Annotated in this window: 25 protein-coding genes and 1 pseudogene; 13 read left to right on the plus strand and 13 right to left on the minus strand. The window is 58.0% G+C overall.

Features of this window, described 5'->3' with window-relative positions; genetic code table 11:
• Positions 1 to 47: 47 nt before the first annotated feature.
• Together JM93_RS15170 and JM93_RS15175 are read right to left on the minus strand one after the other, a co-directional pair.
• The gene (locus JM93_RS15170; protein ID WP_145345060.1) at positions 48 to 704 is read right to left on the minus strand and encodes a cupin domain-containing protein; all 657 of its coding nucleotides are present in this window, start codon (positions 702 to 704) and stop codon (positions 48 to 50) included.
• A 124-nt stretch (positions 705 to 828) separates the two neighbouring features.
• A complete protein-coding gene (locus tag JM93_RS15175) occupies positions 829 to 1,644 on the minus strand; it encodes a substrate-binding periplasmic protein (protein ID WP_170230679.1) in 816 nt (271 codons plus the stop codon).
• Between the two features lie 262 nt (positions 1,645 to 1,906).
• Here JM93_RS15175 and JM93_RS15180 point away from each other — a divergent pair, with 262 nt between their 5' ends.
• Both JM93_RS15180 and JM93_RS15185 read left to right on the plus strand, forming a co-directional pair.
• Positions 1,907 to 3,379 carry a helicase HerA domain-containing protein gene (locus JM93_RS15180; protein ID WP_145345064.1) on the plus strand — a complete coding sequence of 491 codons (1,473 nt, stop codon included), beginning with the start codon at positions 1,907 to 1,909 and terminating at the stop codon, positions 3,377 to 3,379.
• Positions 3,380 to 3,469: 90 nt separating this feature from the next.
• Positions 3,470 to 3,940, plus strand: coding sequence for a DM13 domain-containing protein (locus tag JM93_RS15185; protein ID WP_145345067.1), 471 nt, complete (start codon positions 3,470 to 3,472; stop codon positions 3,938 to 3,940).
• 50 nt (positions 3,941 to 3,990) lie between these two features.
• Here the strand turns inward: JM93_RS15185 and JM93_RS21765 are convergent, their stop codons facing one another.
• From JM93_RS21765 to JM93_RS15205, 6 genes and pseudogenes are all read right to left on the minus strand, one after another.
• Positions 3,991 to 4,164, minus strand: a complete 174-nt coding sequence (locus tag JM93_RS21765; RefSeq protein ID WP_170230681.1) for a hypothetical protein — start codon at positions 4,162 to 4,164, stop codon at positions 3,991 to 3,993.
• 75 nt (positions 4,165 to 4,239) lie between these two features.
• On the minus strand, positions 4,240 to 4,803 hold the full coding sequence (locus JM93_RS15190; protein ID WP_145345069.1) for a hypothetical protein: 564 nt from the start codon (positions 4,801 to 4,803) through the stop codon (positions 4,240 to 4,242).
• 307 nt (positions 4,804 to 5,110) lie between these two features.
• On the minus strand, positions 5,111 to 5,311 hold the full coding sequence (locus tag JM93_RS22175) for a hypothetical protein (RefSeq protein ID WP_145345072.1): 201 nt from the start codon (positions 5,309 to 5,311) through the stop codon (positions 5,111 to 5,113).
• A gap of 96 nt (positions 5,312 to 5,407) precedes the next feature.
• A pseudogene (locus tag JM93_RS22300) lies at positions 5,408 to 5,479 on the minus strand (hypothetical protein); the annotation flags it as partial.
• 106 nt (positions 5,480 to 5,585) lie between these two features.
• The gene (locus tag JM93_RS15200) at positions 5,586 to 6,929 is read right to left on the minus strand and encodes an ATP-binding protein (RefSeq protein WP_145345075.1); all 1,344 of its coding nucleotides are present in this window, start codon (positions 6,927 to 6,929) and stop codon (positions 5,586 to 5,588) included.
• Positions 6,917 to 7,651 carry a response regulator gene (locus JM93_RS15205; protein WP_145345078.1) on the minus strand — a complete coding sequence of 245 codons (735 nt, stop codon included), beginning with the start codon at positions 7,649 to 7,651 and terminating at the stop codon, positions 6,917 to 6,919. The genes JM93_RS15200 and JM93_RS15205 overlap by 13 nt, the downstream gene beginning before the upstream one ends.
• A 206-nt stretch (positions 7,652 to 7,857) precedes the next feature.
• On the opposite strand from JM93_RS15205, the gene JM93_RS15210 reads away from it, so the two are divergent.
• The gene (locus JM93_RS15210; RefSeq protein WP_145345081.1) at positions 7,858 to 8,163 is read left to right on the plus strand and encodes an EF-hand domain-containing protein; all 306 of its coding nucleotides are present in this window, start codon (positions 7,858 to 7,860) and stop codon (positions 8,161 to 8,163) included.
• Positions 8,164 to 8,257: 94 nt separating this feature from the next.
• Positions 8,258 to 8,959 (plus strand): SH3 domain-containing protein, encoded by a 702-nt coding sequence (locus tag JM93_RS21985; RefSeq protein ID WP_208995200.1) that lies wholly within the window; start codon positions 8,258 to 8,260, stop codon positions 8,957 to 8,959.
• A 97-nt stretch (positions 8,960 to 9,056) separates the two neighbouring features.
• Here JM93_RS21985 and JM93_RS15220 read toward each other — a convergent pair whose 3' ends face one another.
• From JM93_RS15220 to JM93_RS15230, 3 genes are all read right to left on the minus strand, one after another.
• Positions 9,057 to 11,567 (minus strand): sensor domain-containing protein, encoded by a 2,511-nt coding sequence (locus JM93_RS15220; protein WP_145345084.1) that lies wholly within the window; start codon positions 11,565 to 11,567, stop codon positions 9,057 to 9,059.
• Positions 11,568 to 11,768: 201 nt separating this feature from the next.
• Entirely contained in the window at positions 11,769 to 12,113 is a 345-nt protein-coding gene (locus JM93_RS15225; protein WP_208995202.1) for a hypothetical protein, read from the minus strand.
• Between the two features lie 181 nt (positions 12,114 to 12,294).
• On the minus strand, positions 12,295 to 14,328 hold the full coding sequence (locus JM93_RS15230) for a methyl-accepting chemotaxis protein (protein ID WP_145345087.1): 2,034 nt from the start codon (positions 14,326 to 14,328) through the stop codon (positions 12,295 to 12,297).
• A gap of 199 nt (positions 14,329 to 14,527) precedes the next feature.
• Here JM93_RS15230 and hmgA point away from each other — a divergent pair, with 199 nt between their 5' ends.
• The 9 genes from hmgA to JM93_RS15275 all read left to right on the plus strand — a co-directional run bounded on the left by hmgA (position 14,528) and on the right by JM93_RS15275 (position 23,833).
• Entirely contained in the window at positions 14,528 to 15,898 is a 1,371-nt protein-coding gene (hmgA, locus tag JM93_RS15235; protein ID WP_145345090.1) for a homogentisate 1,2-dioxygenase, read from the plus strand.
• Positions 15,898 to 16,770, plus strand: a complete 873-nt coding sequence (locus tag JM93_RS15240; RefSeq protein ID WP_145345094.1) for an MBL fold metallo-hydrolase — start codon at positions 15,898 to 15,900, stop codon at positions 16,768 to 16,770. The genes hmgA and JM93_RS15240 overlap by 1 nt, the downstream gene beginning before the upstream one ends.
• A gap of 3 nt (positions 16,771 to 16,773) precedes the next feature.
• Positions 16,774 to 17,784, plus strand: a complete 1,011-nt coding sequence (locus JM93_RS15245) for a fumarylacetoacetate hydrolase family protein (RefSeq protein WP_145345097.1) — start codon at positions 16,774 to 16,776, stop codon at positions 17,782 to 17,784.
• Between the two features lie 3 nt (positions 17,785 to 17,787).
• On the plus strand, positions 17,788 to 18,129 hold the full coding sequence (locus JM93_RS15250; protein WP_145345101.1) for a hypothetical protein: 342 nt from the start codon (positions 17,788 to 17,790) through the stop codon (positions 18,127 to 18,129).
• A 24-nt stretch (positions 18,130 to 18,153) separates the two neighbouring features.
• On the plus strand, positions 18,154 to 19,104 hold the full coding sequence (locus JM93_RS15255; RefSeq protein ID WP_145345103.1) for an MBL fold metallo-hydrolase: 951 nt from the start codon (positions 18,154 to 18,156) through the stop codon (positions 19,102 to 19,104).
• A complete protein-coding gene (locus JM93_RS15260; RefSeq protein ID WP_145345106.1) occupies positions 19,101 to 19,625 on the plus strand; it encodes a DinB family protein in 525 nt (174 codons plus the stop codon). Before JM93_RS15255 ends, JM93_RS15260 begins: the two co-directional genes overlap by 4 nt.
• 22 nt (positions 19,626 to 19,647) lie before the next feature.
• Complete coding sequence (locus JM93_RS15265) at positions 19,648 to 21,270, plus strand: FAD-dependent oxidoreductase (protein WP_145345109.1); 1,623 nt, start codon at positions 19,648 to 19,650, stop codon at positions 21,268 to 21,270.
• Entirely contained in the window at positions 21,267 to 21,470 is a 204-nt protein-coding gene (locus JM93_RS15270; protein ID WP_145345112.1) for a DUF2783 domain-containing protein, read from the plus strand. The genes JM93_RS15265 and JM93_RS15270 overlap by 4 nt, the downstream gene beginning before the upstream one ends.
• Positions 21,471 to 21,580: 110 nt before the next feature.
• Positions 21,581 to 23,833 (plus strand): sensor domain-containing phosphodiesterase, encoded by a 2,253-nt coding sequence (locus JM93_RS15275; protein WP_145345115.1) that lies wholly within the window; start codon positions 21,581 to 21,583, stop codon positions 23,831 to 23,833.
• A 42-nt stretch (positions 23,834 to 23,875) separates the two neighbouring features.
• Here JM93_RS15275 and kce read toward each other — a convergent pair whose 3' ends face one another.
• Both kce and JM93_RS15285 read right to left on the minus strand, forming a co-directional pair.
• The gene (gene kce, locus JM93_RS15280; RefSeq protein ID WP_145345118.1) at positions 23,876 to 24,847 is read right to left on the minus strand and encodes a 3,5-dioxohexanoate:acetyl-CoA acetone transferase; all 972 of its coding nucleotides are present in this window, start codon (positions 24,845 to 24,847) and stop codon (positions 23,876 to 23,878) included.
• A complete protein-coding gene (locus tag JM93_RS15285) occupies positions 24,844 to 25,791 on the minus strand; it encodes a 3-hydroxyacyl-CoA dehydrogenase (protein WP_145345121.1) in 948 nt (315 codons plus the stop codon). Before JM93_RS15285 ends, kce begins: the two co-directional genes overlap by 4 nt.
• Between the last annotated feature and the right edge of the window lie 42 nt (positions 25,792 to 25,833).

Here is a 25,833-nt window from a genome sequence, read left to right on the forward strand (position 1 = left end):
GAAACAGAAGGGGTGTCTTATGTTGCGGCCTGAGCGTTTGTGCCTTGCTAGACGGCAAGGTGTCCGGTCTTGCGCCAGACCCGAGCTCCGTTTTCAGAGCGGATGGACTGCAGCGCACCTGCCGGAAGACGCAGCCATGTGCCTGCCGTGTAGGTGCCGTTTTCATCGGAGAAACTGCCCGTGACGACGAAATACTCGGCCCCGCCGTGATGGGTTTCTGCACCAAAGGCTGCGCCGGATGCCCATTCGTGCATGGTGACGGTTTCAGTCGCGTCCTTGAACAGCGGGAGCACTTTTTCACCGTCCCGCGCGTCTTGCCAGCCAGACGGATCGCCGGTGTTCACGCGAACATAGGCTTTGTCCGCCGGGTCCATCTGGCGCAGTTTGACCATGATCACCGCGCCCGGCGCACTGGAGGGAATATGTACCGACCCCGGAGGATTGCGGACGTACATTCCTTTGGGAAAATCGCCGGTTTCGTCGGTAAAGACGCCGTCAAGCACAAGGAACTCTTCGCCCAGGTCATGCTTATGAGCCGAAAAGGCCGAGCCGGGAGCATATTTAACGAGGCTGGTGGCGCGCGCCACTTCCTCACCGTCGCGTTCCAGCATGCGACGCTCGACCCCGGGCATGGGGGAGGGGACCCAATCCAGTGCGTTGGCGTCGACAACAGCAGGTTTTGTTAAGTCGGCATGGATTTGCATGGGGTGATCTCCAGAAGATTTCTTATCGACCAGTAGATAGTTTGTCGGAGTGCTCTTTCAAGGTGTCGCGAGCCTTGCAGGTTGGAATGCCCTGCGTAGCCACGGTTGGTTCCGGGCTGGCGATTTAGTTCATCTGCTCTTCCGGTTTTGGCTCGCGCAGGGCCATTGAGCCGAAACGTTCCAGATACACGTTTGTTGATGTCAGCTCTTGAATTGCACCGTTGATGGCCGTGATCAGTTCGTCGGACACTGTTTTACGACTGAACATAAAGTGGACCGGCTCTGACAACAGCTGGAAAGGGTGTTCGGCCAGCACGTCGGCGGTACCAAGCTGCCGTGCCATGGCCAGCGTCGAAGAGGGCACCTCAACCAGTGCGTCAATGCGCCCGGCGAGCAGCATTTTGACGCCTTCCTCGGTCGAGCTGACGATATAAACGTGTTTTTCTGACAGCGGCGAGGCTAGAAAGTCCTTGAAAACTTCGCCGCGGTAAGCGCTGTGCTCGTGGCCGAGAACCAGCCCATGTTTCACCACATCTTCGAGCGACGAAATTTCGTAGCGCTCGACATCTGCCTCGCGCATTACAAGCCCAGCTGTTTCGTAGCGATAAGCCGCGGAAAAGCGGGCAAAGGCCTGACGTTCTGCTGTTATCGACATGAAAGGCATCATGTCGATCCGCCCCGCTGCGAGTTCGGCAATCGATCGCTTGAACGGGATGTCTATGAACTCGTAGGAACAATCGATCTCCTGAAAAACCGACCGCATGAATTCAACGTCCAGACCAACAACGTTGCCGTGATCGCTCATGTAGCTGAAGGGGAGATAGTCGTCGGAAATCCGAACCCGAACCGGGTTTTCGCAGTCGAGCGCTGCAGCCGGCGCTGCGATGACCCCTGTCAACGTCAAGAACAGGGCAACTACACGTGTTCCGATGAATGTCATGCACCCGGCTCCTTGCTCCACCCATCCGGGCGTATTCAGCCCGAAACGCTGGGCATTTGCAACAAACGAGGGAGTGTGGGTTTCAAGAACGCGTGACTGATCACACCGAGGCGGCCACTCGTGTCTTGCCGCAAACGTCTTTTTTGGATAGGTGCCGCTGGTGCGCGGTGCCATCTTTCCAGCCGTGCTCGAATCATGCTGAATCTGCGCAACCAGCCAACTCTTTCCAAAAGCCCTCCACCTTGATGCGCCGGGAATGTGAATGACAGTTCGGATTGATATCGGAGAAATGTCTGGCGGCAAGCGCGGCGAGCTCGACCTTGAAGAGCTGCTGGCAACCCGGCTTCTCGTGCAGGGAAATTCCGGATCCGGCAAGTCACATCTGTTGCGGCGTCTGCTGGAGCAGTCGGCGAATTGGGTCCAGCAGGCAATCATCGACCCGGAAGGCGACTTTGTGACGCTCGCCGACAAGTACGGCCACGTTGTGGTTGATGCCGTCGGCACAGAAAAAGACCTGCAGATGGTTGCGTCCCGTGTGCGGCAGCACCGGGTTTCCGTGGTTCTTAATCTCGAAGGCCTCGATGCCGACCGTCAGATGAAAGCTGCGGCAACATTTTTGGATGGCCTGTTCGATGCCGAGCGCGACTACTGGTATCCGATGCTGGTCATCGTTGACGAGGCACAGCTTTTCGCCCCGGCAGCAGCAGGAGAGGTGACCGAGGAAGCCCGCCGGCGTTCCCTTGGCGCCATGACCAATTTGATGTGCCGGGGCCGCAAACGCGGACTGGCCGGTGTGATAGCCACCCAGAGGCTTGCAAAACTGGCCAAGAACGTTGCGGCCGAAGCGTCAAACTTTCTGATGGGCCGCACCTTTTTGGACATCGATATGGCGCGTGCGGCCGATTTGCTGGGCATGGAGCGGCGCCAGGCTGAAACCTTCCGCAATCTCGACAGAGGTCATTTTGTGGCGTTGGGACCGGCCATGTCGCGGCGTCCTGTGCCGGTCAAGATTGGTCCCGTGGAAACCGCGGGCCGGGGTGGGAGTCCGAAGCTCATGCCTTTGCCGGATCAGCCGGCAGCCGACGCAAAAGATCTTATTTTTACAGCGGCGCCCGGCGAATTACCGGTTCGCCCGAGACCACCTGAACCGGTTGTGTCGACCGGCGAGGTTCTGGACCAGATTGCTGGCGCGGAACGGGCCGCAACCGATGCGCAGGCACCGGCAGCCACACTGCTCGATTTTGGCGAGCGTGAGGAGACGATTGCCCAGATCATCTCTGAAATACTTGCGGAAGAAGACGCCGCTTTCCAGCCGATCGCATCGCTTTATCAGGATTTCCAGGTGCGGTGCCGCATCGCGAAGCTGCCGGGTGGAACGCCCGACCTTCAGGTGTTCCGCGAAAAGCTCTCGGTTGCGAGGGCTGGCGTCGATACCGATGATGTTGACGATGGCGCTTGGCAACAGGCCGAATTGATTGCATCCCAACTACCGGAAGAGATGCGCGGCGTCTATCTGCTGCTGGCCAAGGCAGCGCTTGCGAAAGCACCATGTCCGGGCAATCTGGAAATCGCCACGGCCTACGGAACCCGGTCGCCGGGGCGCGCGCGCTGGCTGCTCAGCCACATGGAGGAGCGCGGCTTTCTGGTTTGCGCCACGGATCTTCGCGGCAACCGGATCGTGACGCTGACCGATCTCGGCTGTCAGACGGCGCCGGGTGACGAAGCCGCTGCCTGATGTTCAAGCCAGCCTGACACGCCGTTGATTTGATGTGATCGTGAACATACCTACATCCGGCGCGGTTCAGCAATTTACCAAGGCCAACAGATGTTCCGCATAATCTCGCTTCTTCTGTCCCATGGAGCCGCACTCGCAGCCGGTTTTGCGCTTGGGGTCTATTTCCTGCCGATCCTGACCGCCCCTGAGGGGCCGGAAAAGGCGGTTCTCGCTGCTGCATCCGGGCAAGCCCAGTACCAGGCCGAGCTGACACGCGACCTGAAAGGAAGTGATTTTCTGCATTGGGGTGAGGGAACGATTGGCCTGTCGTCCGACAAGATTGTCCATATGGGCGCGCTGGCACCGGGGCCGGATTACAAGCTCTATTTGGTTCCCGAATTTTTAGAAGATGAAGCTGAATTCGAAGCGGTCAGAAACGCCTCTGTTCAATTGGGAGATATCAAGACGTTCGATGGGTTCATCATCGATGTGCCGGACAGCGTGAACATTGAGGATTTCACCACCGTACTCGTGTGGTGCGAGGCGTTCAGCGAGTTCATCACCGCCGCGCAATACCGGTGAACAAGAAGGTCGATCATCGGCAAGGCTCAGCCCCGGCCGCTCAGGGAATTTCACGTCTTTTTGTGTGTTGCGTCGTCAGGCAAGGCACTAGCAAGGTTCACAATAACGATCACCAGAATGGCTCCCAAAACGAAGGCGCCAAAGCGTATTGAATATTTACCGCCCGGTACGTCAAACATCATCACGATCATGCCAAACAACGCGATCAGCATGATCAGGCGCATTGCTGCGTTCTAGTATAGGTTCCCGGATCCCAATGCTGTTTGTACACTCCGGAGTTGCCGTTTTTCGGGTGCGTGTCAGATCCGGAAGGACAGACCGGTTTGCGTATCGGCCAGCATATCAAAATGCAGCCCGAGGACCTTGTGATCATCTTCAGCCGATGTTTGGAAACTCCGGCGGTCCGTGTCTTTGACAATCAAGAAAGCGGCCGCCCAGATCCCGATCAAGAAACCCGTGCTATCCCGGAGCTCCAGGCGGTGGCCGATCAGATCGCTGCCGTCCAGCCCCTTGTCATCTTTGCTGGCGCAGATTTCCAGACAGATCAGTTTGTTGCTGTAAAACCGCCAGGATACCTTGTGAAGGATGCAATCCTTGATGACCTGATCGGAATTCCAGACGAATTCGCACCAGGTAACGGGTCCGTCCTTGCCGTCGATCGAGCCGGTGTTGAACGTGTTCGATTGGGTCTGGGTGTGCGTGGAAAAATCGAGCGTTGCAGACGGTCGGGACAAGGGGATCCATGCGGTTCCGCTATCGCCAGTGACAGCCTTTTGAAGGGCGACAAAGCGCTCCTTGGCTTCTTCGGTCACGCCGAATTTGTCGAGCACCGGTTTTGCGAAAATCGAAGCAATGTGAAACAAGTCCGCCTCCAGCACCAAATGGCGAGCGCCTAATGACGTAGAGTTCAATCATACTGGGCACGTGAATTCTAGGGGTGACGATTGTCTTTTGGCCGGGTTTCATGCTTAAGGCTTGGAGGCTCTGCGCATGGGGGCTCATGCGGCGCCTTAGCAGTCGAAAACGCGCGAGAACCAACATCTCGCGCTGCAGCCATATTGTCTCTGCTGGCAAAAAACGGCGCAATCAGGAACCTGATTGCGCCAAAGCCCGGGATAAGCCTATTGCCAGAACATCACGGCTGTTCTGGCCGTTGATTGGCAAGGTCCGTTAGCCAAACCAGAACGGGTCGCTGTTCACAAACTCGCCCCAGGACGTGCCGTCTTCGACATTGACCAGAACCGCGTCCTGGCTCTCCTTGACCATCACAACGAAATGCTGGTCATCATCGAGAAACTTTTTCCAGATCATCAGATCGCTCCGATCGTCAACGCCGTGGGTACTTGCGAATTCGATCTTGTCGATGCCCATCTTAAATTCCTGGATGACATCGAGCGAAGAGACGTCCCAGTCAGAGCCTGGCAGATTGACGAGATCATTGCCCCAGAACAGGAAAGTATCGGCACCATCGCCGCCGACGGCGATGTCAGCATCCGGGCCGCCGACCAGACGGTCATCGCCTGCGCCGCCAAACAGCAGATCGCGTCCGGGGTCGTGTCGCCGGGTCTGAAAAAGGTGATAATTTTTTCAGGTTTTAATTACACCACATGCGCCACTTGGTGGTTAAGAGCCGTCGGTCGATCAGTCAGCTCACCTGGAATTTCGGCAGACGAACGCAGAACCGGGCGCCGCCCTTGGGAGACGTGTCCACGGAGACTGTTCCGCCATGTGCTTTCACCACATTGCCGACGATGGCCAGCCCGAGGCCAGAGCCACCGGTCTTCCGGTCCCGGGATTCTTCAAGGCGCGTAAAGGGTTCGAACAGGTAGGCGCGCTTTTCAAGCGGGATGCCGGGCCCCGCGTCATCGACAATGAGCTCGATTGTTTCGTCCGAGGCCTTCAGTGTCACAGCGGCTTCACGGCCATATTTCAGCGCATTTTCGAGCAAGTTGGCGACCATCCGCCTTAAGGCGAGCCGGTCGCCAAGAACGGAACTGTTGAGGGCGTCTTCCAAGATGGTCAGATCGATATCCGCGCCGGCTTGAACCCGGTCGGACACTTCGGTACGGACCAGAGCTGGAAATTCGATCAGTTCCTCATCCAGCTCGTTTGCGCCCGTGCGGGTCGCCAGAAGCGCGTCGTTCAAGAGCGCGATGATGTCATCGATATCGTGGACCGCGCGGGCCCGTTCGCCATCATCTTCGATCTTGTCCACACGGAGCCGCAACCGTGTGGTGAAGGTCCTCAAGTCATGCTGGATGCCGCCGATCAGGGCGAGACGCGCCTTGATCAGCGTTCGCAACCGGCCTTGCAAATGCTGGAACGCTGCAATCAGGGCTTTGAGTTCGGGAGACTGGGCCTTGATATCAGGCACTTCGACCAGCGGGCCTTCCGGGTCAACCTTGTTCAACACCGCGGCCAGCTGCTTCAGTGGCCGGATTTCGCGGTTCAGGACAATCAAGGCGCCGAGCGCGATCAGAACGCCGGTCAGGCCTGCGCCTAGTCCAAGCGGTAGGCCCAAAGGGTCGGTCAGATAGGGGCTCCAGGACGTGATCGTGACCCAACCGCCCGAGTTTAGTTCGACACTGATCACATAAGGATTGAGGCGTCGGGCCAGAAACCGGGGGAGGAGCGCCGCGGACTGCTGAAACACCCGGACATCCCGATTCCCGAAAACCGCCAAGTGATTGGGATAAAGAGCAGCAACGGCAAGATCTGCCGCATTGCTATCCGGTTCTGCAGGGGCATCGGAGAAGTGCACAGAGAATGACAGGGCTTCAACCGCTGCCAATACGTCGGCACGCTCGGTGCCTTGCGAGGTTTCAATCAGCCGGATGGTGGCAGCTAGACGGTCAGGCTCGGGCAGGGCGCTGACCTGGATCCGCAAGCCGTATGAGATGTAGCTGAGTATGATGACCCCGAGCCAGAGGCCGATCAGGGCCACAATCATCAAAATACCGAGCCGCCAGCGCAGGCTTAGCTGGGCCATGTCGGCTTGTCCTCAACGACAGCTGTGAACAAATACCCGCTGTTGCGCACCGTGGTGATCAGCTCTGAATGCGGACTGACGGCGGCGAGTTTGCGCCTGAGACGCGAGACAAGCATGTCGACCGACCTGTCAAACGGATCGGCATTGCGGCCATGCAACTGGTCGAGGATCTGATCCCGGGAGATGACACGGCGCGCCCGCTGCACGAAGCAGCACAAGAGATCGAACTCACCGCTCGTCAAGGTCAGCGGCCGCCCCTCATTGTCACTGAGTTGCCTTGCGTCCACGTCCAGAACAAACCGGTCGAACGTGTAGCGTTTGGAGGCCGCTGTGGCCGGCGCGTTCTGGTGCCTTCCCCTCCGCAAGATGGCCCGGATCCGCGCCAGAAGTTCCCGCGGGCCGAAAGGTTTGCCCAGATAATCATCCGCCCCGATTTCCAGTCCGACCACCCGGTCAATCTCATCGGTCTTTGCGGTCAGCATCAGGATCGCGGGACCTGTCTCCACGCGCAGCCGGCGGCAGATGGACAGGCCATCTTCGCCGGGCAGCATGAGATCGAGAACGATCAGATCGGGTTGGCGCTGAGCCAGCAGGGCATCCATTTCGCGCGCATCCATGGCCTCGGCGACCTCCAGCCCCTCGCGGGTCAGGTATTCGGCCACAAGCCGCCGGATATCGGCATCGTCATCAACGATAAGGATGTAGGGGCTTTGCTCGCTCATAGCGGAACTTTTATGAGCTTGGCGTCAAGACACAAGTCCCCCAACCTTAAAATTACATGCTGTTACATGACGGTGACCAAACGACACAAAGCCGGGCTGTTTTGAGATAAGCGCGTGACATCTTTCACATAACCTGCGTTTCGAAACGGCATGACAACGTTCAAGTGCGAGCGTGGTCAAGACGGAAGATGAGGAGCTTGGTTATCATGAAGGCAGCAATGAAAGCCTGCGCAGCGACGGCCATGTTGGCCGCGACGGTGTCCTACGCGTTTGCCGACACCCAGCAGCAGATGGTGCAGGCCAACTACCTGGCATCCGATGCCGATGGCAATGGTGTTCTGTCTTTTGCCGAGTTCAAATCCCTGATTGATCTGAATGCGCAAGACGGCATCGGCCGGTTCGGTCTGATCAAGCGCACCAACCGTTATGCCTTGGCGTTCGAACGCCTTGATACCGACGGCAATGCCGTCGTCAGTCCCGCCGAGCTCAAAGCCGCTGCCGAAAGACAGTAACACGGCCTGAGTTCGGCCCGGGCGGTCTCCTCTTGCCCTACCTTGGAGACCGCCCGGCCCCCTATCTTGCAGCTTGAACAGGGATTGAAACACAATGCTGAACGTCCGGACTATCTTCGCGGCGCTTATCTTGAATGTAGCCGCGCTCACAGCTTGGGCCGGCTTTGCTCAGGCCGCCGTGACATCCGTCGCCACCGCGAATGTCAACCTGCGCGCCGGGCCGTCCACGGCCTATCCGGTGATCGTGACGGTCCCGGCAGGCGCGGGCGTCGTGACTCATGGCTGCAATGCTGGTTATACTTGGTGCGATGTGAGCTACCGGACCTATAGGGGCTGGGTTGCCGCGTCCTATCTTCAAACGGTCTACCAGGGTCGAACCGTTGTGCTGACACCTGCGGTGGCCCCGGTCGTTGGAGTAACCGTTGTCGCGTATAACCGGGCCTATTGGGACCGGTATTATGCCGCTTATCCCTGGTATGGCCGCTGGACTGCCTATCCGGCCGGAGCGGCAACCGTGCGTTCCGGCACAGTTGTTGGACCCGCCGGCGGAACGGCGACGGGCAGCGCCGGATGCGGGCCCTATGGTTGCGGCAGGGCAGGCACGGTGACAGGTGTCAACGGCGGCACGGCAACGGGCGGCGCTGCGTGCGGCCGGTACGGGTGCGGGCGCGCCGGAACTGTTACAGGGCCGGCTGGCAACACGGCAAGCGGTGCTGGTGTATGCGGGCCGCGTGGCTGCCGTGGTGTTGCAGTTAGCCCCAATGGCACCGTTAGGGGCGGCGCCCGGTTTCGATAAAACTTCTGGAACTATCTTTTCCGCCCCGCACGCGGGGTGGTGTGAACGCAAGTGCCGGTTTGTTGCCTGGTGCGATGTCCGGGATCGTTGCCGGTCCTTATGCAGGGGCGCGCGAACCGACCTTGCGTTGTTGAAGCCGCGCCTCCTGGGTCTGAAGAAAAAGCACCAAATCCGCAAACGGCATGGGGCGGGCAAAAAGGTAGCCTTGCAGCTGGTCGCATCCAAGCTGTGCTAGGATATCGGCTTGTTCCTGGGTCTCGACGCCTTCTGCCGTTACGCCGATTTCCATAGCCTGGCCGATTTCGATAATCGAGCGCACGAGACGCAGGCCGCTGGTGCCTTCGACGGCAAGTGCACTCAAGCGCCTGTCTATTTTCAAACGATCTGGAGTAATCCTTTGAAGCGCGACAACAGATGCGCGCCCACTGCCGAAGTCGTCCACCTCAATCGCAATGCCAAGTGCGCGAAGCTGGTCCAATTGGTCGAAGAAGTCTTCTTTCTGCTCTTCAAGGAAGGTCGTTTCCAGAAGTTCAAAACAGATTTGACCGGGATAGGTCCGGATATTTTTGCCAATTTCGGCGATTGCAGAGTTGTTGATCCGGTTTTCGCTCACATTGAACGAAAGGGACAAAGGCAGGCCAGCGGGCGTCGCGATCTTTTGAAACAACTCAAGTGTCGTATCGAATACGAGGCGGTCTATTTCTCCGGCCAGGTTCAGATCGGTCGCGACCGGTAGAAAGGCATCCGGTGTTAAGGTGCCGCGCGTCGGGTGGCGCCACCGCACGAGGGTCTCAATCCCCACGATCTGACCGGTTTTTGCGTCAACCTGCGGCTGGTAGAACGGCTCGAACTCATTGCTTTCGATGGCACGCAGGATCTCATCTGCCAAGACTTTCGTACGCCGCAAGTCCTCGAGGTCAGAGCGGTCGAAGACGACGAGGCGGCCACGGCCTTGGCGCTTGGCTTTGTACAGCGCAATATCCGAGTTGGTCAGCAGCTCGTCGACGTGGGCCAAAGGCGTACCGGCCAGGCCAACCGATGCGCCAAAACGTATTTCTTTTCCGTCGAACTGCATCGGTCGAGACAGGTCATCGAGCAATGAATTGGCAAGTGATACCGGCCGTTCGATATCTTGATGGACATGCAGCAACACAATGAACTCGTCCCCGCCGATCCGGGCGACGACGTCCCACGGGCCAATTCTCGAACGAATACGCTTTGAGATTTCCAGCAAGACCTCGTCGCCTGCCGGGTGGCCCATTGTATCGTTGATTTGTTTAAATCGGTCCAAATCGATGTGGAGTGCGGCGATTTCACCGCCTTTTAATGATCGGGTTTTGATCATTTCATCGAACTTGAGGGACAGGAACCGCCGGTTGCCCAGGCCAGTCAGATCATCATGCAACGCCATGTGCGTGATGTCCTGGTTCGCCTGTTCCAGCCGTTTGGAATAGTCTTCCAACGCGCGGCGCTGGCGCACGAGTTCCGTTGTATCGATCCGCAAGATAACGAGATCGCCGTTCTCGACGCGTGAACGCAAGAGCCTGTGATGAACATCGCCGGGCAGTTCGAGATCCTGCACAGGCTTGGCGACCTCCGCTTCCAGATGCTCATCAGACATCCACTCTTCTTCGCGTCCAATCGCTTTTGCGACCTTGCCGGCCCGGATGGCGATTCTGGCAACTTCCGTGCGGTGCATACCGGCCTCGATATCGGCCGGATCATTGGCCATCGATGCGCGATAGGCGTCGTTGCAGACAACGAGGCAATCATTCGTATCGTAAATTACAAAAGGGGCAGGATATGCATTCAGCGCGGCAAGAAGGCGAGCTTGCGTCTCTTCAGCCTGCCGTTTTTGACGAACAAGCTCGGTCGAGTCCAGCCGGATGACAACGTAATCACCGTTGGCCGATCGAGAGCGGAGCAGCCGGTGATGGATATCTCCCTTGAGCTCGACATCTTCGGCCTTGCGGCCGAGATGCGCCGGCGACTGAATTTCCGCCATCCACTCCTCCTCACGGCCTACGGCTGCAGGGTAACGTCCGTGCTTGATCGCCATGCGCAGTACGTCACTGAGGTGCACGCCTTCCACCAATTGTTCGGGTGTGTCCGACATGGAGATTGCATAGCCTTCGTTCCGGAAAACAAGGTTCAAGTCCCCATCGTAAATGACGATCGGGTCGGGATAGGCGTTCAAGGCTGAGGAAAGCCTGTGATACGAGGCTTCGGCCTTTTTCAATGCCGTCACATCGCGATAAGTGGCAAAAACGATGTGCCCGCCATCCTCAGCCGGGACCGAGAATGTCGAAACGCTGGTCCAAAGTGTTCTGCCGTCGGCTGTCGATAGCTGAAATTCTTGAGGGGAGCAGGCTGCCTTGAGCTCCGGGCCGAAGTCTCCTGTCAGTGGTGTTAAACACTGTCGGACTTTCTGCGGTAAAGTCTTGCTCACCTTTCCGATGATTTCATCCGCACAATATCCGAAGGTCTCTGAAAACGATGCATTTAGAAAGATAATCTGTGGGCTTTCTGCATCCGGGCTGAAGTGACCGGCAGCGATCGGGTCGCTGCTCGCATTCAGAAATTGAAGTTGCAGGCCCTCAATATTCATAAATCCCTCAATGGGGCTCGAGACAGATTGCTACTTCCTGTCGTAAGGGAATAACTTTAAAAGTTTACATAAATCTATCAAATATACAAAAGGCAAAAACTTAATACTATTTACAATGTGATAAATACGAGTTCTTTTCGCGTGCGCGCGGTCCTTTGATTGTTGTTGCTTTGGAGAAACAGGTGGCCTGAATTGATCTGGCTAAATCGCAGGCCGCATTTTGGTTGCCTGAGGGGCCGGATGGTCACGTTTGGCAAGCAGATAACTCAGCTGTGCCAACTCCCGGTCCAGCCCAGCCATCGTGCGCGTCAAAACGCTTTCCAGATAACTGCCGGCCGGAGAGTTGTCGCGGACTTTTTCCGCCCTCAAACGCGCCTTGCGCAAGTAGGTCATCACCTCTTCCAGATTGGACTGTGATAGTCCGGAATGCGGCGCCGTTTCAGCCGCCGTGTTGCTTTGAGACGGTGTGTCGTCCACTCCATCTGCCGCCGAAAGCGGGAACATAGTCGGGCGGGACGAGGCGGCCGGCGTTTCTTGCAAAGACATAGCAGTATCCAAATGTTCCTATTTTGTTCTTTTTTACTCCGCTCACGGTTCAAGTTCAAGCGCCATGGCGGGTGGAAATCGACGATGGTTTTTTCAAAAGCAGCATATTGTGGCACGGGCCAACGAAAAAACCCGCGCCGGAACAGGCGCGGGTCTTTGAAAGTTTGTTGAGAACCAAGCCCTAGGCGGCCCGAACCCCTTTCAGGAAGTTCGCGATTGTTGTCTCAAGTTCTTGGGCCTGTTGGGAAACGGACTGGGAGACCGACAGCACATCAGCAGCCGATCCGCTGGTTTCCTCTGCGGCCTTCGTGACATCTCCAACGCTGTTGGTCATGTCGTCCGTACAGCTTGCGGCCTGCTGGACGTTGTGGCTGATTTCATTTGTGGCGTCACCCTGTTGCGAGATCGCAGCGGCGATCGCAGCGGTGAACTGGTTCACTTCATCCATCGTGTTTGCGATTTCCTGGATCGACCCCACAGCATCGCGGGTTGAGGATTGAATCCCGGTGATCTGGGCGGAAATTTCCTCGGTCGCCTTGGCGGTCTGCGTTGCCAGTTCCTTGACTTCGGAGGCGACAACCGCAAACCCTCTGCCTGCCTCGCCGGCGCGTGCGGCCTCAATCGTGGCGTTGAGTGCCAGCAGGTTGGTCTGCTCGGCAATCGCCTGAATGAGGCTGACCACTTCGCCGATTTTCTGGGCGGCGCTGTCAAGGCTCGCAACCTTGTCGTTTGAGTCACTTGCTGCCTGCGTGGCGCTGACCACCACGTCCTTGGTCTGCTCGATCTGTCGGCTGATTTCGCTGATGGACGCAGACAGTTCTTCTGCCGCTGAGGCAACTGTTTGAACGCTGTTTTGAGTGGTGTCGGAAGAGCTGGCAACCGAAGACACGCGGGAAGAGGTTTCCCGGGCAATTGCATCGAGGGCGGCCGCCGTTTGTTCCATGCGCTCGGAACTGCCGCTGACCGAAGTCAGGACCGTGTGCACGTCGTTTTCAAAGGACGCGATTAGCGCATCAACAATTTTCTGGCGTTCGAGTTGCTCTGCCTGCGAGCGTTCGGTATCGGACTGAAGACTGCGGCGCTGGTTCTCGTTTTCAACGAAGACTTCAAGGGCGCCCGCCATCTGGCCGATCTCGTCCCTGCGCTCGACAAAGGCAACTTCGGTATCAACATCCCCGTCTGCCAGATTGCGCATGCGATCTGTCAGGGTCCGGACCGGACGGGCGATGGTCGAGCCTAGGAGCCACATCAAGAAGGTGCCGACCGCCAGAAGCGCTGCGGTAAGGACCAGGCTGTACATCATGGTCTGGTTGGCGCTTGCCAGCAATTCGCCTTCGTCAACGGCGACCACCACAAACCAGTTCTGGCCGGTTCCCGCCAGTTCAAAGGACTGGATGGCTTCGGCAATCCCGTTTTCGTTGACATAAGTGGCCTCGCCAGCGTCGCCGGCAAGCTTGCCGATCATGCCTGCGTCGGCGGTTTTGCCGAGCAGGGCACTGTCGGGATGGGAGACCCAAACGCCCGTCTCGCTCAAAATGCCGACATAGCCCGTGTCGAAGACTTTTGCTGCATTGACCGTTTCCTGGAGCCCTTCAAGGGACACGTCAATCGTAGCTCCGCCGATGCCGCGGCCGGATGTGTCAAGGATCGGGGACGAGGCGGTTGCCATCAGCACGTCGACGCCGTTGACCGGATAAAGATACGGTTCGGTGACGGTGTCATGACCAAGGTTTCTCGGTTTGTCGTACCAGTCTTCCGAGCCGCTATCGCCGCCGAACAGCAGTGGTTCCCAGGCAACGCTTGCACCATCATTGTAAAAATACGGGATGAACCGTCCGTTCGGGTCGGAAAAATTCTGTCCGGCATTGTCGGCATCGGGCCCGGCCATGTCCGGTTCGAGGATCGCACCGCCGCCGACGAAGTGTTTGTTCTGGCTAATTTGGTGCTGCATGACAGCGCCATAGGCAGCCCGGTCGGTAACCCCTGCGTGCTGCAGGCCTTCAAGCGCATCGGCAGCAGCGCGTGCGGCCAGCTGCGCTTCCGCGAGTGTCTTGCCAGCGTCCAGGGCGAGTGCGCGGGCGGTCGTTCGAATGAGGTCTTCGCCCGACCGTTGACCGGTGCCTTGCATCATGACCGTAACCGCGATGATCAGGGCCAGAAAGCCGAATAAAAACACCCCGCTAGAGGCGAAGAAAATGCGATTTCGAAGGGACATTGGGGGCTCCGGAGAGGAATAGATTTAAACTAACCCTACGGTAAATATGTAAAGGAAGTCTTCGCCCCCGCTGGCAATCAGATACGCAGAACTCCTATGCGCAGCGGCGGCCAGGTCGGTCCGAATGTGTTGACCGTCTGTATGCAAATGGTTACAAGTGAAACTAATTTGACAGGCATCCATTCAGGAGCGCTCAGACATGGACCAGATCTCGCCCGACACTGCCGATCCGAACGGATTGTCCGCAGACCACAATCAGCTCAAATATATGCCCGGATTTGGCAATGACTTCGAGACCGAGGCACTTCCTGGAGCGCTGCCGCAGGGCATGAATAGCCCGCAAAAATGTGCCTATGGCCTTTACGGTGAACAGTTGTCCGGAACGGCCTTTACGGCGCCCAGCCACCAAAACGAACGCACCTGGTGTTATCGTATCCGCCCGTCGGTGAAGCATTCCGGCCGCTACCGGAAGATCGATCTGCCATACTGGAAATCGGCGCCGCATGTTGTGGATGATGTGATTTCGCTTGGCCAGTATCGCTGGGATCCCGTGCCGCATACCGAAGAGAAGCTGACCTGGCTGACCGGAATGCGCACAATGACCACGGCAGGGGACGTGAACACGCAAGTGGGCATGGCGAGCCACATCTATCTGGTCACGCAGTCAATGCGGGACGCGTATTTTTATTCCGCCGACAGTGAATTGTTGATCGTGCCGCAGGAGGGCCGGTTGCGGTTCTGCACCGAGCTTGGCGTCATTGATCTTGAGCCGAAGGAAATTGCGATCCTCCCGCGCGGACTTGTCTACAGGGTAAAGGTGATCGAAGGTCCGGCGCGTGGCTTTGTTTGTGAAAACTACGGCCAGAAGTTCGAGTTGCCCGGCCGCGGGCCGATCGGAGCCAACTGCATGGCCAACCGCCGGGATTTCAAAACGCCTGTCGCCCATTTCGAGGACCGGGAAGCGGCGTCCACGCTTACAATCAAATGGTGCGGCCAGTTTCACGAAACGAAGATCGGCCACTCGCCGCTGGATGTCGTGGCCTGGCACGGAAACTACGCGCCGGTGAAATATGACCTTCGGAACTACTGCCCGATCGGAGCGATCCTGTTCGATCACCCGGATCCGTCGATCTTCACGGTGCTGACCGCGCCATCCGGCGTGCCTGGCACGGCGAACATCGATTTCGTACTCTTCCGCGAGCGCTGGATGGTGATGGAAGACACGTTCCGTCCGCCCTGGTATCACAAGAACATCATGTCCGAACTGATGGGCAACATTTACGGCCAATATGACGCCAAGCCGCAGGGCTTCGTGCCGGGCGGCATGAGCTTGCACAACATGATGCTGCCACACGGCCCGGACAACGAGGCTTTCGAAGGGGCTTCGAACGCGGATCTGAAACCAAACAAGCTCGACAAGACCATGTCGTTCATGTTTGAGACCCGGTTCCCGCAACACCTGACTGAGTTTGCGGCCAAGGAAGCGCCGCTCCAGGGCGACTACATTGATTGCTGGGACACCCTGGAAAAGAAATTCGACGGCACACCGGAAGGCACTTGGAACAAGTGATGTCGGCGGAAACCGCATCTCAAAGTGATGACCGGCTTGTCATTCTCGGATCCAAAGGCGGACCAGCGATCCGGCCCGGCGGGCCGTCACCGACCGCGTCCCTGCTGGAAATTGGAGGCAGGTCCTGCGTGATTGATTGCGGTCTGGGCGTGACGCGCGGGCTTGTCGAGGCCGGTACCGTGCTGAAAGACCTCGACCTGATCTTCATCACCCATCTTCATTCCGATCATGTGCTGGAGCTTGGGCCTTTGATCCATACCGCGTGGACGACGGGTCTTCGAACACCCGTAGCGGTGTTCGGACCCGCCGGCACCGCCGCCTATTGGGACGGGTTCCTGGCGTCGATGGCATACGATATCAATCTGCGCATTGAAGACGAGGGCCGGCCGGACCCGCGGGATTTTGTATCCGTCGTGGAGTATGCTGAAGGCCCTCTTGAGATTGCCGGTGTCAACGTCCGCGCCTTGCGGGTCGATCATCCGCCAGTCACAGAATGCTATGCGTTGAAGTTTTACACGCCGGAGTGGTGCGTGGTGTTCAGCGCGGACACCACCTATTTCCCGCCGCTGGCGGATTTCGCCAGGGGCTGTGACCTGCTGGTGCATGAGGCAATGCTGGAGCATGGTGTCGACAGGATTGTCGAGATTACCGGCAACGGCGCACGCTTGCGCAAACACTTGATGGACAGCCACACCTTGGCACCGGATGCGGCCAGGATTGCAAATGAAGCGGGGGCAAAACACCTGGTTCTCAACCACTTGATCCCTGCCGATTTGCCGGGGTTCGAAGAGTCCGATTGGCGTTCGGCGGTCAGCGCATTTAAAGGCACCGTGTCCGTTGCCCGGGACGGTCTGGAGATAAGAAGGACATAATTCATGAAGCTGGCGAGCTTGAAGAACGGAACCCGCGACGGCCGGCTTGTTGTCGTAAATGACAGCGTAACCCGCTGCAGCTATGCCGATCACATTGCGCCAACCCTTCAGGCCGCACTCGACAACTGGGCCGATGTTGCGCCCAAGCTTGAGGTGTTGGCCGAGAGCCTGAGCCACGACGCGGTCCCTTCGCTTCGGTTTCACGAACATGATGCCATGTCGCCATTGCCGCGCGCTTATCAGTGGGCGGACGGGTCGGCTTATGTCAATCATGTGGAGCTGGTGCGCAAAGCACGCGGCGCGGAAATGCTGGAGAGCTTTTGGAGTGATCCGTTGATGTATCAGGGCGGCTCGGATGCTTTTTTGGGGCCGCGTGACCCGATCGTGATGGCGGACGAAGCCTATGGCATTGATATGGAAGGCGAAGTTGCCGTGATTGTCGGCGATGTGCCGATGGGCGCGAGTATTGAGACGGCCCGAGAGGCGATCCGCTTGGTCATGCTGGCAAACGACGTTTCCTTGCGCGGACTCATCCCGGACGAACTCGCCAAGGGCTTCGGGTTTTTCCAGTCCAAGCCGTCATCGGCCTTCTCGCCGGTCGCTGTCACACCTGGCAGCCTCGGCAGCGCCTGGGACGGCGGCAAACTGCATTTGCCGCTTATGGTCAATCTCAACGGCCAGCCATTTGGCCGCGCAAATGCCGGCATCGATATGACCTTCGATTTTCCGCAACTCATCGCGCATGCGGCCAAAACCCGGCCTTTGAGTGCCGGGAGTATCATCGGCTCCGGCACTGTGTCGAACAAGATGGAAGGCGGGCCTGGCAAGCCGGTTGCTGAGGGTGGCGTCGGCTATTCATGCATTGCGGAAATTCGTATGATCGAGACCATCAAGGACAGTGCGCCGAAAACGCCTTTCCTGAAGTTCGGGGATGAGGTGCGTATTGAGATGCTAGACGAGGCCGGGCATTCGGTCTTCGGCGCGATTGAGCAAACGGTCCAGAAAACCGGGTAGACCATGGCACGCAGCGAGACCGAGAAGCAGGCAACTTATTACGTGCGCAGTTTTTTGCTGCTGAACCTGTTCGGTTTTCCGGTCGCCGGATACGTGAGCAGTCTGTTGGCTCGCACATTGGCTGCGGCCAATGTGTCCGGTGACATCATCATGATGATCGCGCTGAGTATCGGGATCTGCTTGATCCTGGCCAATGCCTGGTTCGTTTTCAAATGCTGGAGGGCCGGTGGCATATCATCGACACTTGCAGCCTTGGCTCTTTGGACCTTTGCCTGCATCGCGACACTGCTTCTTTACAGCACTTATTCACCGCTCAACCTCGCCATGTTGATGGCTGCGGGCTGACGCCCATTTATTACGGGGAAACGCATGACAAAACAGTTCGCCTCCGCCGGTGACATGACGGAAAAAAACATCTCGTTCACGGAAATCGGCCGCGACTTGTGGGCATTCACCGCAGAAGGCGATCCGAACTCGGGCGTTATTGTCGGCGATGACAGCGTCATGATCATTGAGGCCCAGGCAACACCGCGCCTTGCCAATAAGGTGATCGAAAAGGTCCGCTCGGTAACCGACAAACCGATCACTCATCTCGTCCTTACACATTACCACGCCGTGCGGGTGCTGGGTGCGTCCGCTTACGGCGCTCAAACCGTCGTCATGAGCGAAAAAGCCCGCTCCATGGTCGCAGAACGTGGCCAAGAGGACTGGGAGTCCGAGTTCGCACGGTTCCCGAGGCTGTTTCAGGGCCATGAGAGCATTCCCGGCCTGACCTGGCCGACAATCACTTTCACCGATCGCATGAGCGTCTACCTCGGCAAACGGCGGGTGGATCTGATGTTTCTCGGCCGTGCCCACACTGCTGGCGATATCGTTGCATATGTCCCGGACGAGAACGTCATGTTCACCGGAGACATCGTTGAATACCACTCGGCCTGCTATTGCGGTGACGGTCATTTTCATGACTGGCCCGCGACCCTTGAGCGGATCCGCAGCTTCAACCTGGGTGCAATCGCGCCCGGGCGCGGAGATGCACTTGTGGGAACGCAAATGGTGAATGCAGCGCTCGACAGCACGCGGGACTTCGTGAAGTCAACCTACAGCCCGGTCGCGCGTGTTGCCTTGCGCGGTGGATCACTGAAGGAGGCATGGGATGCCTGCCGGGCCGAGTGTGACCCTAAGTTCAAGGATTACGCGATCTACGAGCACTGCCTGCCGTTCAACGTTGCAAGAGCCTACGACGAGGCACTGGATATTGACACGCCAAGGATCTGGACCGCGGACCGGGACGCTAAAATGTGGGCGGACCTTCAGGGATGACTTCGGCTGTCGACCAGCTGCGCCTGATGGCGCGGAACAACGCCTATGCGAACAGCCGGCTCTATGAGGCTTGCAACCGTCTGTCACAGCTCGAATTTTTGGCTGCACGGACCAACTTCTTTCCGTCGATCAAGGACACGCTCAATCACCTCTGGGAGGTGGACCGGTACTATCTGGATGCCTTGCGGGAACAGGGCGAAGGCCTGTCGGTGTTTGACGTTCCGTTTCTCCAAACGGCATCGGAGCTTTGGCGGGCTCAGAAGAAAGTGGACCATCAACTGATCGGGTTTTGTGATGATCTGGGCGAGACAGATCTCGATCGCGAGATCTGTCATGACCGGGGCAAAGCAGGCCAAATCCGGGAAACCGTCGGCAACACGCTGCTGCATCTGTTTCAACACCAGATCCACCATCGGGGCCAGGTGCACGCGATGCTCGCCGGTACCCATGCCGCGCCGCCGCAGCTGGACGAGTTTTTCTTGAAATTCGAACGCCACCCGGCGGCCGAAGACCTTTTATGAACCTAGGCCGTGACGAGGGGCGATGACCAAACTGTTCGAGACACCACTTTACCCGTACAAGCCATCGCCGGATCAGCGCGCGTCCGTGCCTGTCCGTCATCCTGTGGTGGTCGTTGGTGCCGGACCGGTCGGGCTGGCGCTTGCGATTGACCTTGCCCAATCGAATGTGCCGGTTGTCGTTCTGGACGACAATGACAAGGTGAGTTTCGGTTCGCGGGCGATCTGTTTTGCAAAGCGCTCGCTTGAAATCCTCGATAGGCTCGGGTGCGGCGACCAGATGACGTCCAAAGGCGTGATCTGGAACACCGGGAGGGTGTTTTTCGGCGAAAAGCAGGTCTACGAATTCAACCTTCTGCCGGAAGAGGGGCACCGCCGCCCGGCTTTCATCAATCTTCAGCAGTATTATTGCGAGCTTTATCTTGTTGAGCGGATCCGGGCGTTGCAGGCGGAGGGCAAGCCGGTCGAAATCCGCGGGGGCAACAAGGTGACGGCGCTCGACAGGCGTGTGGATCATACACGAGTTTCAATCGAGACTATGGATGGGCCATATGATCTGGAAGCAGACTGGCTGATCGCCTGCGATGGAGCAGGGTCACCGACCCGCGCAATGCTGGGGCTCGATTTCGTTGGCCGGGTTTTCGAGGACAATTTCCTGATCGCGGACGTGATCATGAAGGCCGATTTCCCGACCGAGCGCTGGTTCTGGTTCGATCCCCCGTTTAACAAGGGGCAATCGGCTCTTTTGCACAAACAGCCGGATGGTGTTTGGCGAATTGACCTGCAGTTGGGCTGGGATATTGACAAGACAGAAGAGAAGAAACCGGAAAATGTCATTCCGCGGCTGAAGCAGATGCTTGGCGACGACGTTGAGTTCGATCTGGAGTGGGTTTCGATCTACACGTTTCAATGCCGCCGGATGGAAAAGTTCCGGTATGGAAGGGTGATTTTCGCTGGCGACAGCGCGCACCAGGTTTCGCCTTTTGGTGCCAGAGGGGCAAATTCCGGGTTTCAGGACATCGACAATCTGGCCTGGAAACTGAAGCTTGTGCTGGACGGGACAGCGGACGAACAGCTTTTGGACAGCTATGATGCAGAGCGAGTCTTTGCGGCGGACGAAAATATCCTGAATTCAACACGGTCCACTGATTTCATCACGCCGAAATCGGAGATGAGCCGCGTGTTTCGCGACGCTGTCCTGCATCTTTCGGAGGCGCATGACTTTGCCAGACCGCTGGTCAATTCCGGCCGCCTTTCTGTGCCAAGTGTTTATGACGGCTCGCTGTTGAACGGCCCGGACGCCGATGAGCTGCCGGACCGCACCCGGCCAGGCGCACCAGCAAGCGATGCGCCGCTGCGCGATGGCTGGCTGCTTGACCATCTGGGGGGCTGGTTCACGCTGCTTGCCCTTAATCTCGATCCCGGTGCAAACGACGCCATTGCCGGGGTGCCGGTCCGCGTCTTGCAGATCGAAAGCCCCGAGATCGGAGAAGACATCCGCAAGCGGTACTTGGGAGCATCTGATCAGGCGGTCTACTTGATCAGGCCGGACCAGCACGTGGCAGCGCGCTGGACCGCCTTCGACAGCAGTGCCGTGGAAAACGTCATGGCCAATATCCTCATGCATCAGCGGCGGAGGCAAGCATGACCAAGGTGAATACAACCCCCAATATCGAGAGTCCGGACGCATTTTACTCAGATCTCATCTCTGCCCATGACGGTTTGAGCAGGGAGGAGAGTGAAGCCCTGAATGCTCGCCTGATCCTCTTGATGGCCAATCAGATCGGTGATGGCGCGTTGCTCCGAGAATTGATTGAATTGTCTAAAATTCGAGGTAATTACTCGTAGTATTACCAATCATGTATCGTGATTTGTGCTGATTGGTACATTTCATATTTGTTATGGTTTTATTGTTAGCGTCAAACCCAAGAGTAACTCTGCGGAATACTGCGTAAAACATGGCAGACCAACTTCAGCCGGAATTCGAAGCAGCGCGCTTGGCTTCCCTTCAGAGTACCGACATTCTGGAGGTGGACCGGGATGCCGAGCTGGACTGTATTGCGCAGATCCTTGCTGATATATTCGACTGCCCGCTCGCATTCGTCACCATTATTGATCAGGACACGCAGTGGCTGAAGGGCCGGTTCGGTTTGGATGTTGTGTGCACAAGCCGGGATGACAGCATCTGCAATCATGCGCTTGGAAGCACGGAACCGCTGGTCATCAACGACACGCTGGAAGATCCACGGGTTGCCGAAAATCCGTATGTCACCGGCGCCCCCTTCATTCGGTTTTACGCGGGCTGCCCTATCACGCTCGACGGCAAACATCCTATCGGCACGCTGTGTGTTGAAGGGCCGGAGCCCAAGCAGCCGACCCGGGCGCAATTGCGTCAGCTGCGCCGGTTGGGCAGCGTGGTTGAGCGCCTGATCAAGGCATTCACAGTCGAACACGACAGCCTGTCCGAAGCGGAGCAGACCCGCAACGAGCTGATCAGTGCGCGCGATGAAAACGCTCTGATGCAGCATATCGAGAAGATCTCGGGAATTGGCGTTTTCACGGTCAACTGGGCCACCGGGGAAACGAAATGGTCGGATCAGGTGTTCAAGATCCATGATCTGCCGGTCGGAAAAACGCCGTTGCTTCAGGAGGCCTTGCAGTTCTTTCCCGAAGAAGAGCGCGAGCGGATCATTCCCCAAATGCAGCGCGAGTTGGCAGACAAGGGCTCGACGTTCATTGAGGCCGACTTCGTGACGGCTTTAAAACGCGAGCGCCGTGTACGTTTTACCGGCGAACTGCAAACCAAAACAGAAGCCGACAGCGATCCGATGGTCATCGGTGTCATGCAAGACATCACCGATCAGTACCAGAACGAGCGTGCGCTGTGGCGCGCGGCCAATATTGATCCGCTATCCGATCTTGCCAATCGCAGCTGGTTTAACCGGCGGTTGACCGCAGAGCTGGACCGGGCGGGGGAGAGCCACAAGAATCTTGCCCTGTATCTGGTGGATCTGGACGGGTTTAAACTCGTCAATGACAGCTTGGGCCACCAGGTTGGCGATGACGTGATCCGCATCATGTCGAAACGGTTGAAGGAGAAGGCGGGCCACAACGCCTTTTGCGCAAGACTGGCGGGTGACGAGTTCGCGATCATCCGGATGTTCGACAGTTTGGGGATAACACTCAACGAAGAGATCCGGGCCCTCGGCGACGAGTTGGTGGAGTGCCTCAAGGAACCGCTCGCGCTTGCAGGCGAAAGTCTTTACCTTGGTGGCTCTGTTGGGATCGCGCGTTTTCCTCAAGATTCAGAACGGCCCGACGGTCTGCTAAAATGCGCGGACATGGCGCTTTACAAGGCCAAGCGGTCCGGACGCGGCATGGCAATGTTCTATGTCGATGAATTGAAATACATTTTCGGCGCACGCCGGGCGGCGATCGATATTGTGCGGGCGTCGCATTCATCGAAAAACATCGAAGCACATTATCAGCCGATCGTGGACATGCAGACGATGGAGCCAATCGGCGCCGAAGCGCTGGTGCGGATCCGCACCGCTGACGGCAGCCTGCTCGGGCCTGAAGACTTTTGGGCAGCGTTTGACGATCCTGAGAGCGCCCGCAGCATCGACCAAAGCGTTTCCGACCGCGTTCTGGTCGATATGGCAGACTGGCGCTCTGGCGGCGCAACTCCGGGCATCGTCAGCATGAATGTGTCTGATTATTGGTTCCAGACCAATGACTTTGCCGACCACACCCTGCGCTCTCTGGAAGAAGCCAAAATTGTTCCGTCTTCTATGCGCCTCGAGGTGAGTGAAACTGTGCTGCAGAACGATGACGGCCAGGGAATTGTCCGCGAGCTTCGCAAATTGAGTGAGGCCGGCATGTCGATCGCGCTGGACGATTTCGGCGCTGGCTTTGCCTCACTCACGCAGCTGCGGGACTATCCTGTCGATGCCATAAAGATCCACCGGTCCTTTATCCGTAACTTGATGACCGATCAGCAGCACATGTTGATCGTCAAGGCTCTGATCGACCTGGCAAACAGCTTGGAGATCGGTGTGATCGCCACAGGTGTGCAAGCCAGGCGTGAAGCCGATTTCCTCATGCAGCTTGGCTGCCATTTGGGGCAGGGATCTCTGTTTGGCGATGCGGTCCCGGCAAAGCAGCTGATTGCGAAGGCTGACCAACTGGCTTTCCGGGCCAAGGCCAGCTAGGGCCCGCCGGGTCCTCGTGCCGGTTCCGGCGAGGCGACAGGCCTAAAATGCGACCTTGTCCCCGCCTTTCAGGGACAGGATTTCCCGAGCTTCGTCAGGCGTTGCGACATCAAGGCCCAGTCCCTCGATGATCTTTCGTGCCATCGTCACTTGGTCCGCATTGGACTTGGCCAGCTTGCCCCTTCCCGCCCACAGACTGTCTTCCAGCCCGACCCGGATGTTACCGCCAAGTGCGGCAGCCTGCGCAGCAATGCGCAGCTGGCTTGCGCCCGCACCCAAAACGCTCCAACGGTAGTCGGCGCCGAACAGACGGTCTGCCGTGCGTTTCATGTGCTGCACGTCTTCCGGATGTGTTCCAATTCCGCCCAGGAGGCCGAAAACCGATTGGACAAAAAACGGCGGTTTGACCAGCCCCCGGTCGGCGAAATGCGCAAGATTGTATAGATGCCCGATATCGTAGCACTCGAATTCGAACCGGGTTCCGTTTTCGTAGCAGGTCGCAAGGATATACTCGATATCCTGAAAACTGTTCCGGAATACAAGATCGCGTGTCGCTTCGAGGTGGGCCTTTTCCCACGCGTGCTTGAAATCGAACTTGTCCGCCATGTGGAACAGACCGAAATTCATCGATCCCATGTTCAGTGAGGCGACTTCCGGCTTAAAGGCTTCCGCAGGGCGGACGCGTTCCTCGACTTTCATATAAGGGCTTCCGCCTGTGGTGATGTTCAAGGCTGCATTCGTGCCTTGCTTGATGCGCGGCAGAAAGGCAGCAAAGCCCTCCGGAGTCTGATCGGGCTTGCCCGTATCCGGATCTCGCGCATGCAGATGCAGGATTGCCGCTCCGGCTTCACTGGCTGCAATCGCCTCCTGAACGATCTCGTCTGCCGTGATCGGCAGATGAGGGGACATGCTGGGTGTATGGATTGAGCCGGTGAGGGCGCAAGTGATGATCACCTTGCCCCGGGGGGCGGCCGGTGTTGCGGGGTTTTTTTCTGGATCCGTCGCCGAGCTCATTTAGATAGGGCCTCCCGCATTTTCTTTTTGTGCGCCGCCAGTGCCATCAAAGACCTGTCACGCCATTTCTGACGGGCCTCCAGTGTCTCCGCGGGCCGCTTGGCCCGGCATTCAGCTTCAATCTGGTCGAGCACCGGCCCTGTCCAGTCGACCCGGTATTGCATTTGCTTGAACAGATTTTCGAACATCGGCTGGTAGCGGGCCGCGTAGTCCCGAACGCCGGCCGGTGCGTTCAGGTCCACGGTTTCAAATGGGCCCATGAAGGCCCATCTGAGCGCCAGGCCTTCCCGGATGCCGATATCGACGTCTTCCACGCTGGCATGCCCGTCGGCCACCAGCCGGAATGCCTCCTCCATCAGCGCCGCCTGCATGCGGTTCATGATAAATCCGTCCAGTTCGCGCTGCATCATAATCGGCGCTTGGCCGGCGCCCAGCATAAGCTGCCGGGTCCGCTCCATGGCCGGCTCGGAGGTCCAGGGTGCTGGAACGATCTCGACAGCGGGGATGAGGTAGGGCGGGTTGATCGGATGGGCGACGAGGCACCGCGCCCGGCCTTGCAGGTCCCCGGTAAACTTGGATGGCAGCAGGGCGGATGTCGAGCTTGCGATCACGGCATCGGGCGCCGCGAGCCGGTCCAGATCGGCAAACACCTGTTGCTTGACCTCCAGGCGCTCCGGTGTGCTCTCCTGAATGTGCGTCGCCCCGTCAAGCGCGTCGGCGAGATCGGCAACCGGTACCAGGCGCTTGAGGATGTCGTCCGGACTTGAACCGTTCAGCAGATCCTGGTCGGCCAGATCGGACAGCATGCCCTCGATATAGCCGATCGCCTGGTGCGGTGAGGACGGGTCGCCGTCCCACAGAGCGGTTTCATAACCCGCCCGGGCGAAGCTGATTGCCCAGGCCCGGCCGATAAAGCCGCTGCCCACCAGCGCAATTTTCATCATATTCCCTCCCAAGGTCTGCTCAGGCTTGCCATCGCCTTGTTT

The sequence above is a fragment of the Roseibium hamelinense genome (assembly GCF_007830545.1).
GTDB classification, from domain to species: domain Bacteria; phylum Pseudomonadota; class Alphaproteobacteria; order Rhizobiales; family Stappiaceae; genus Roseibium; species Roseibium hamelinense.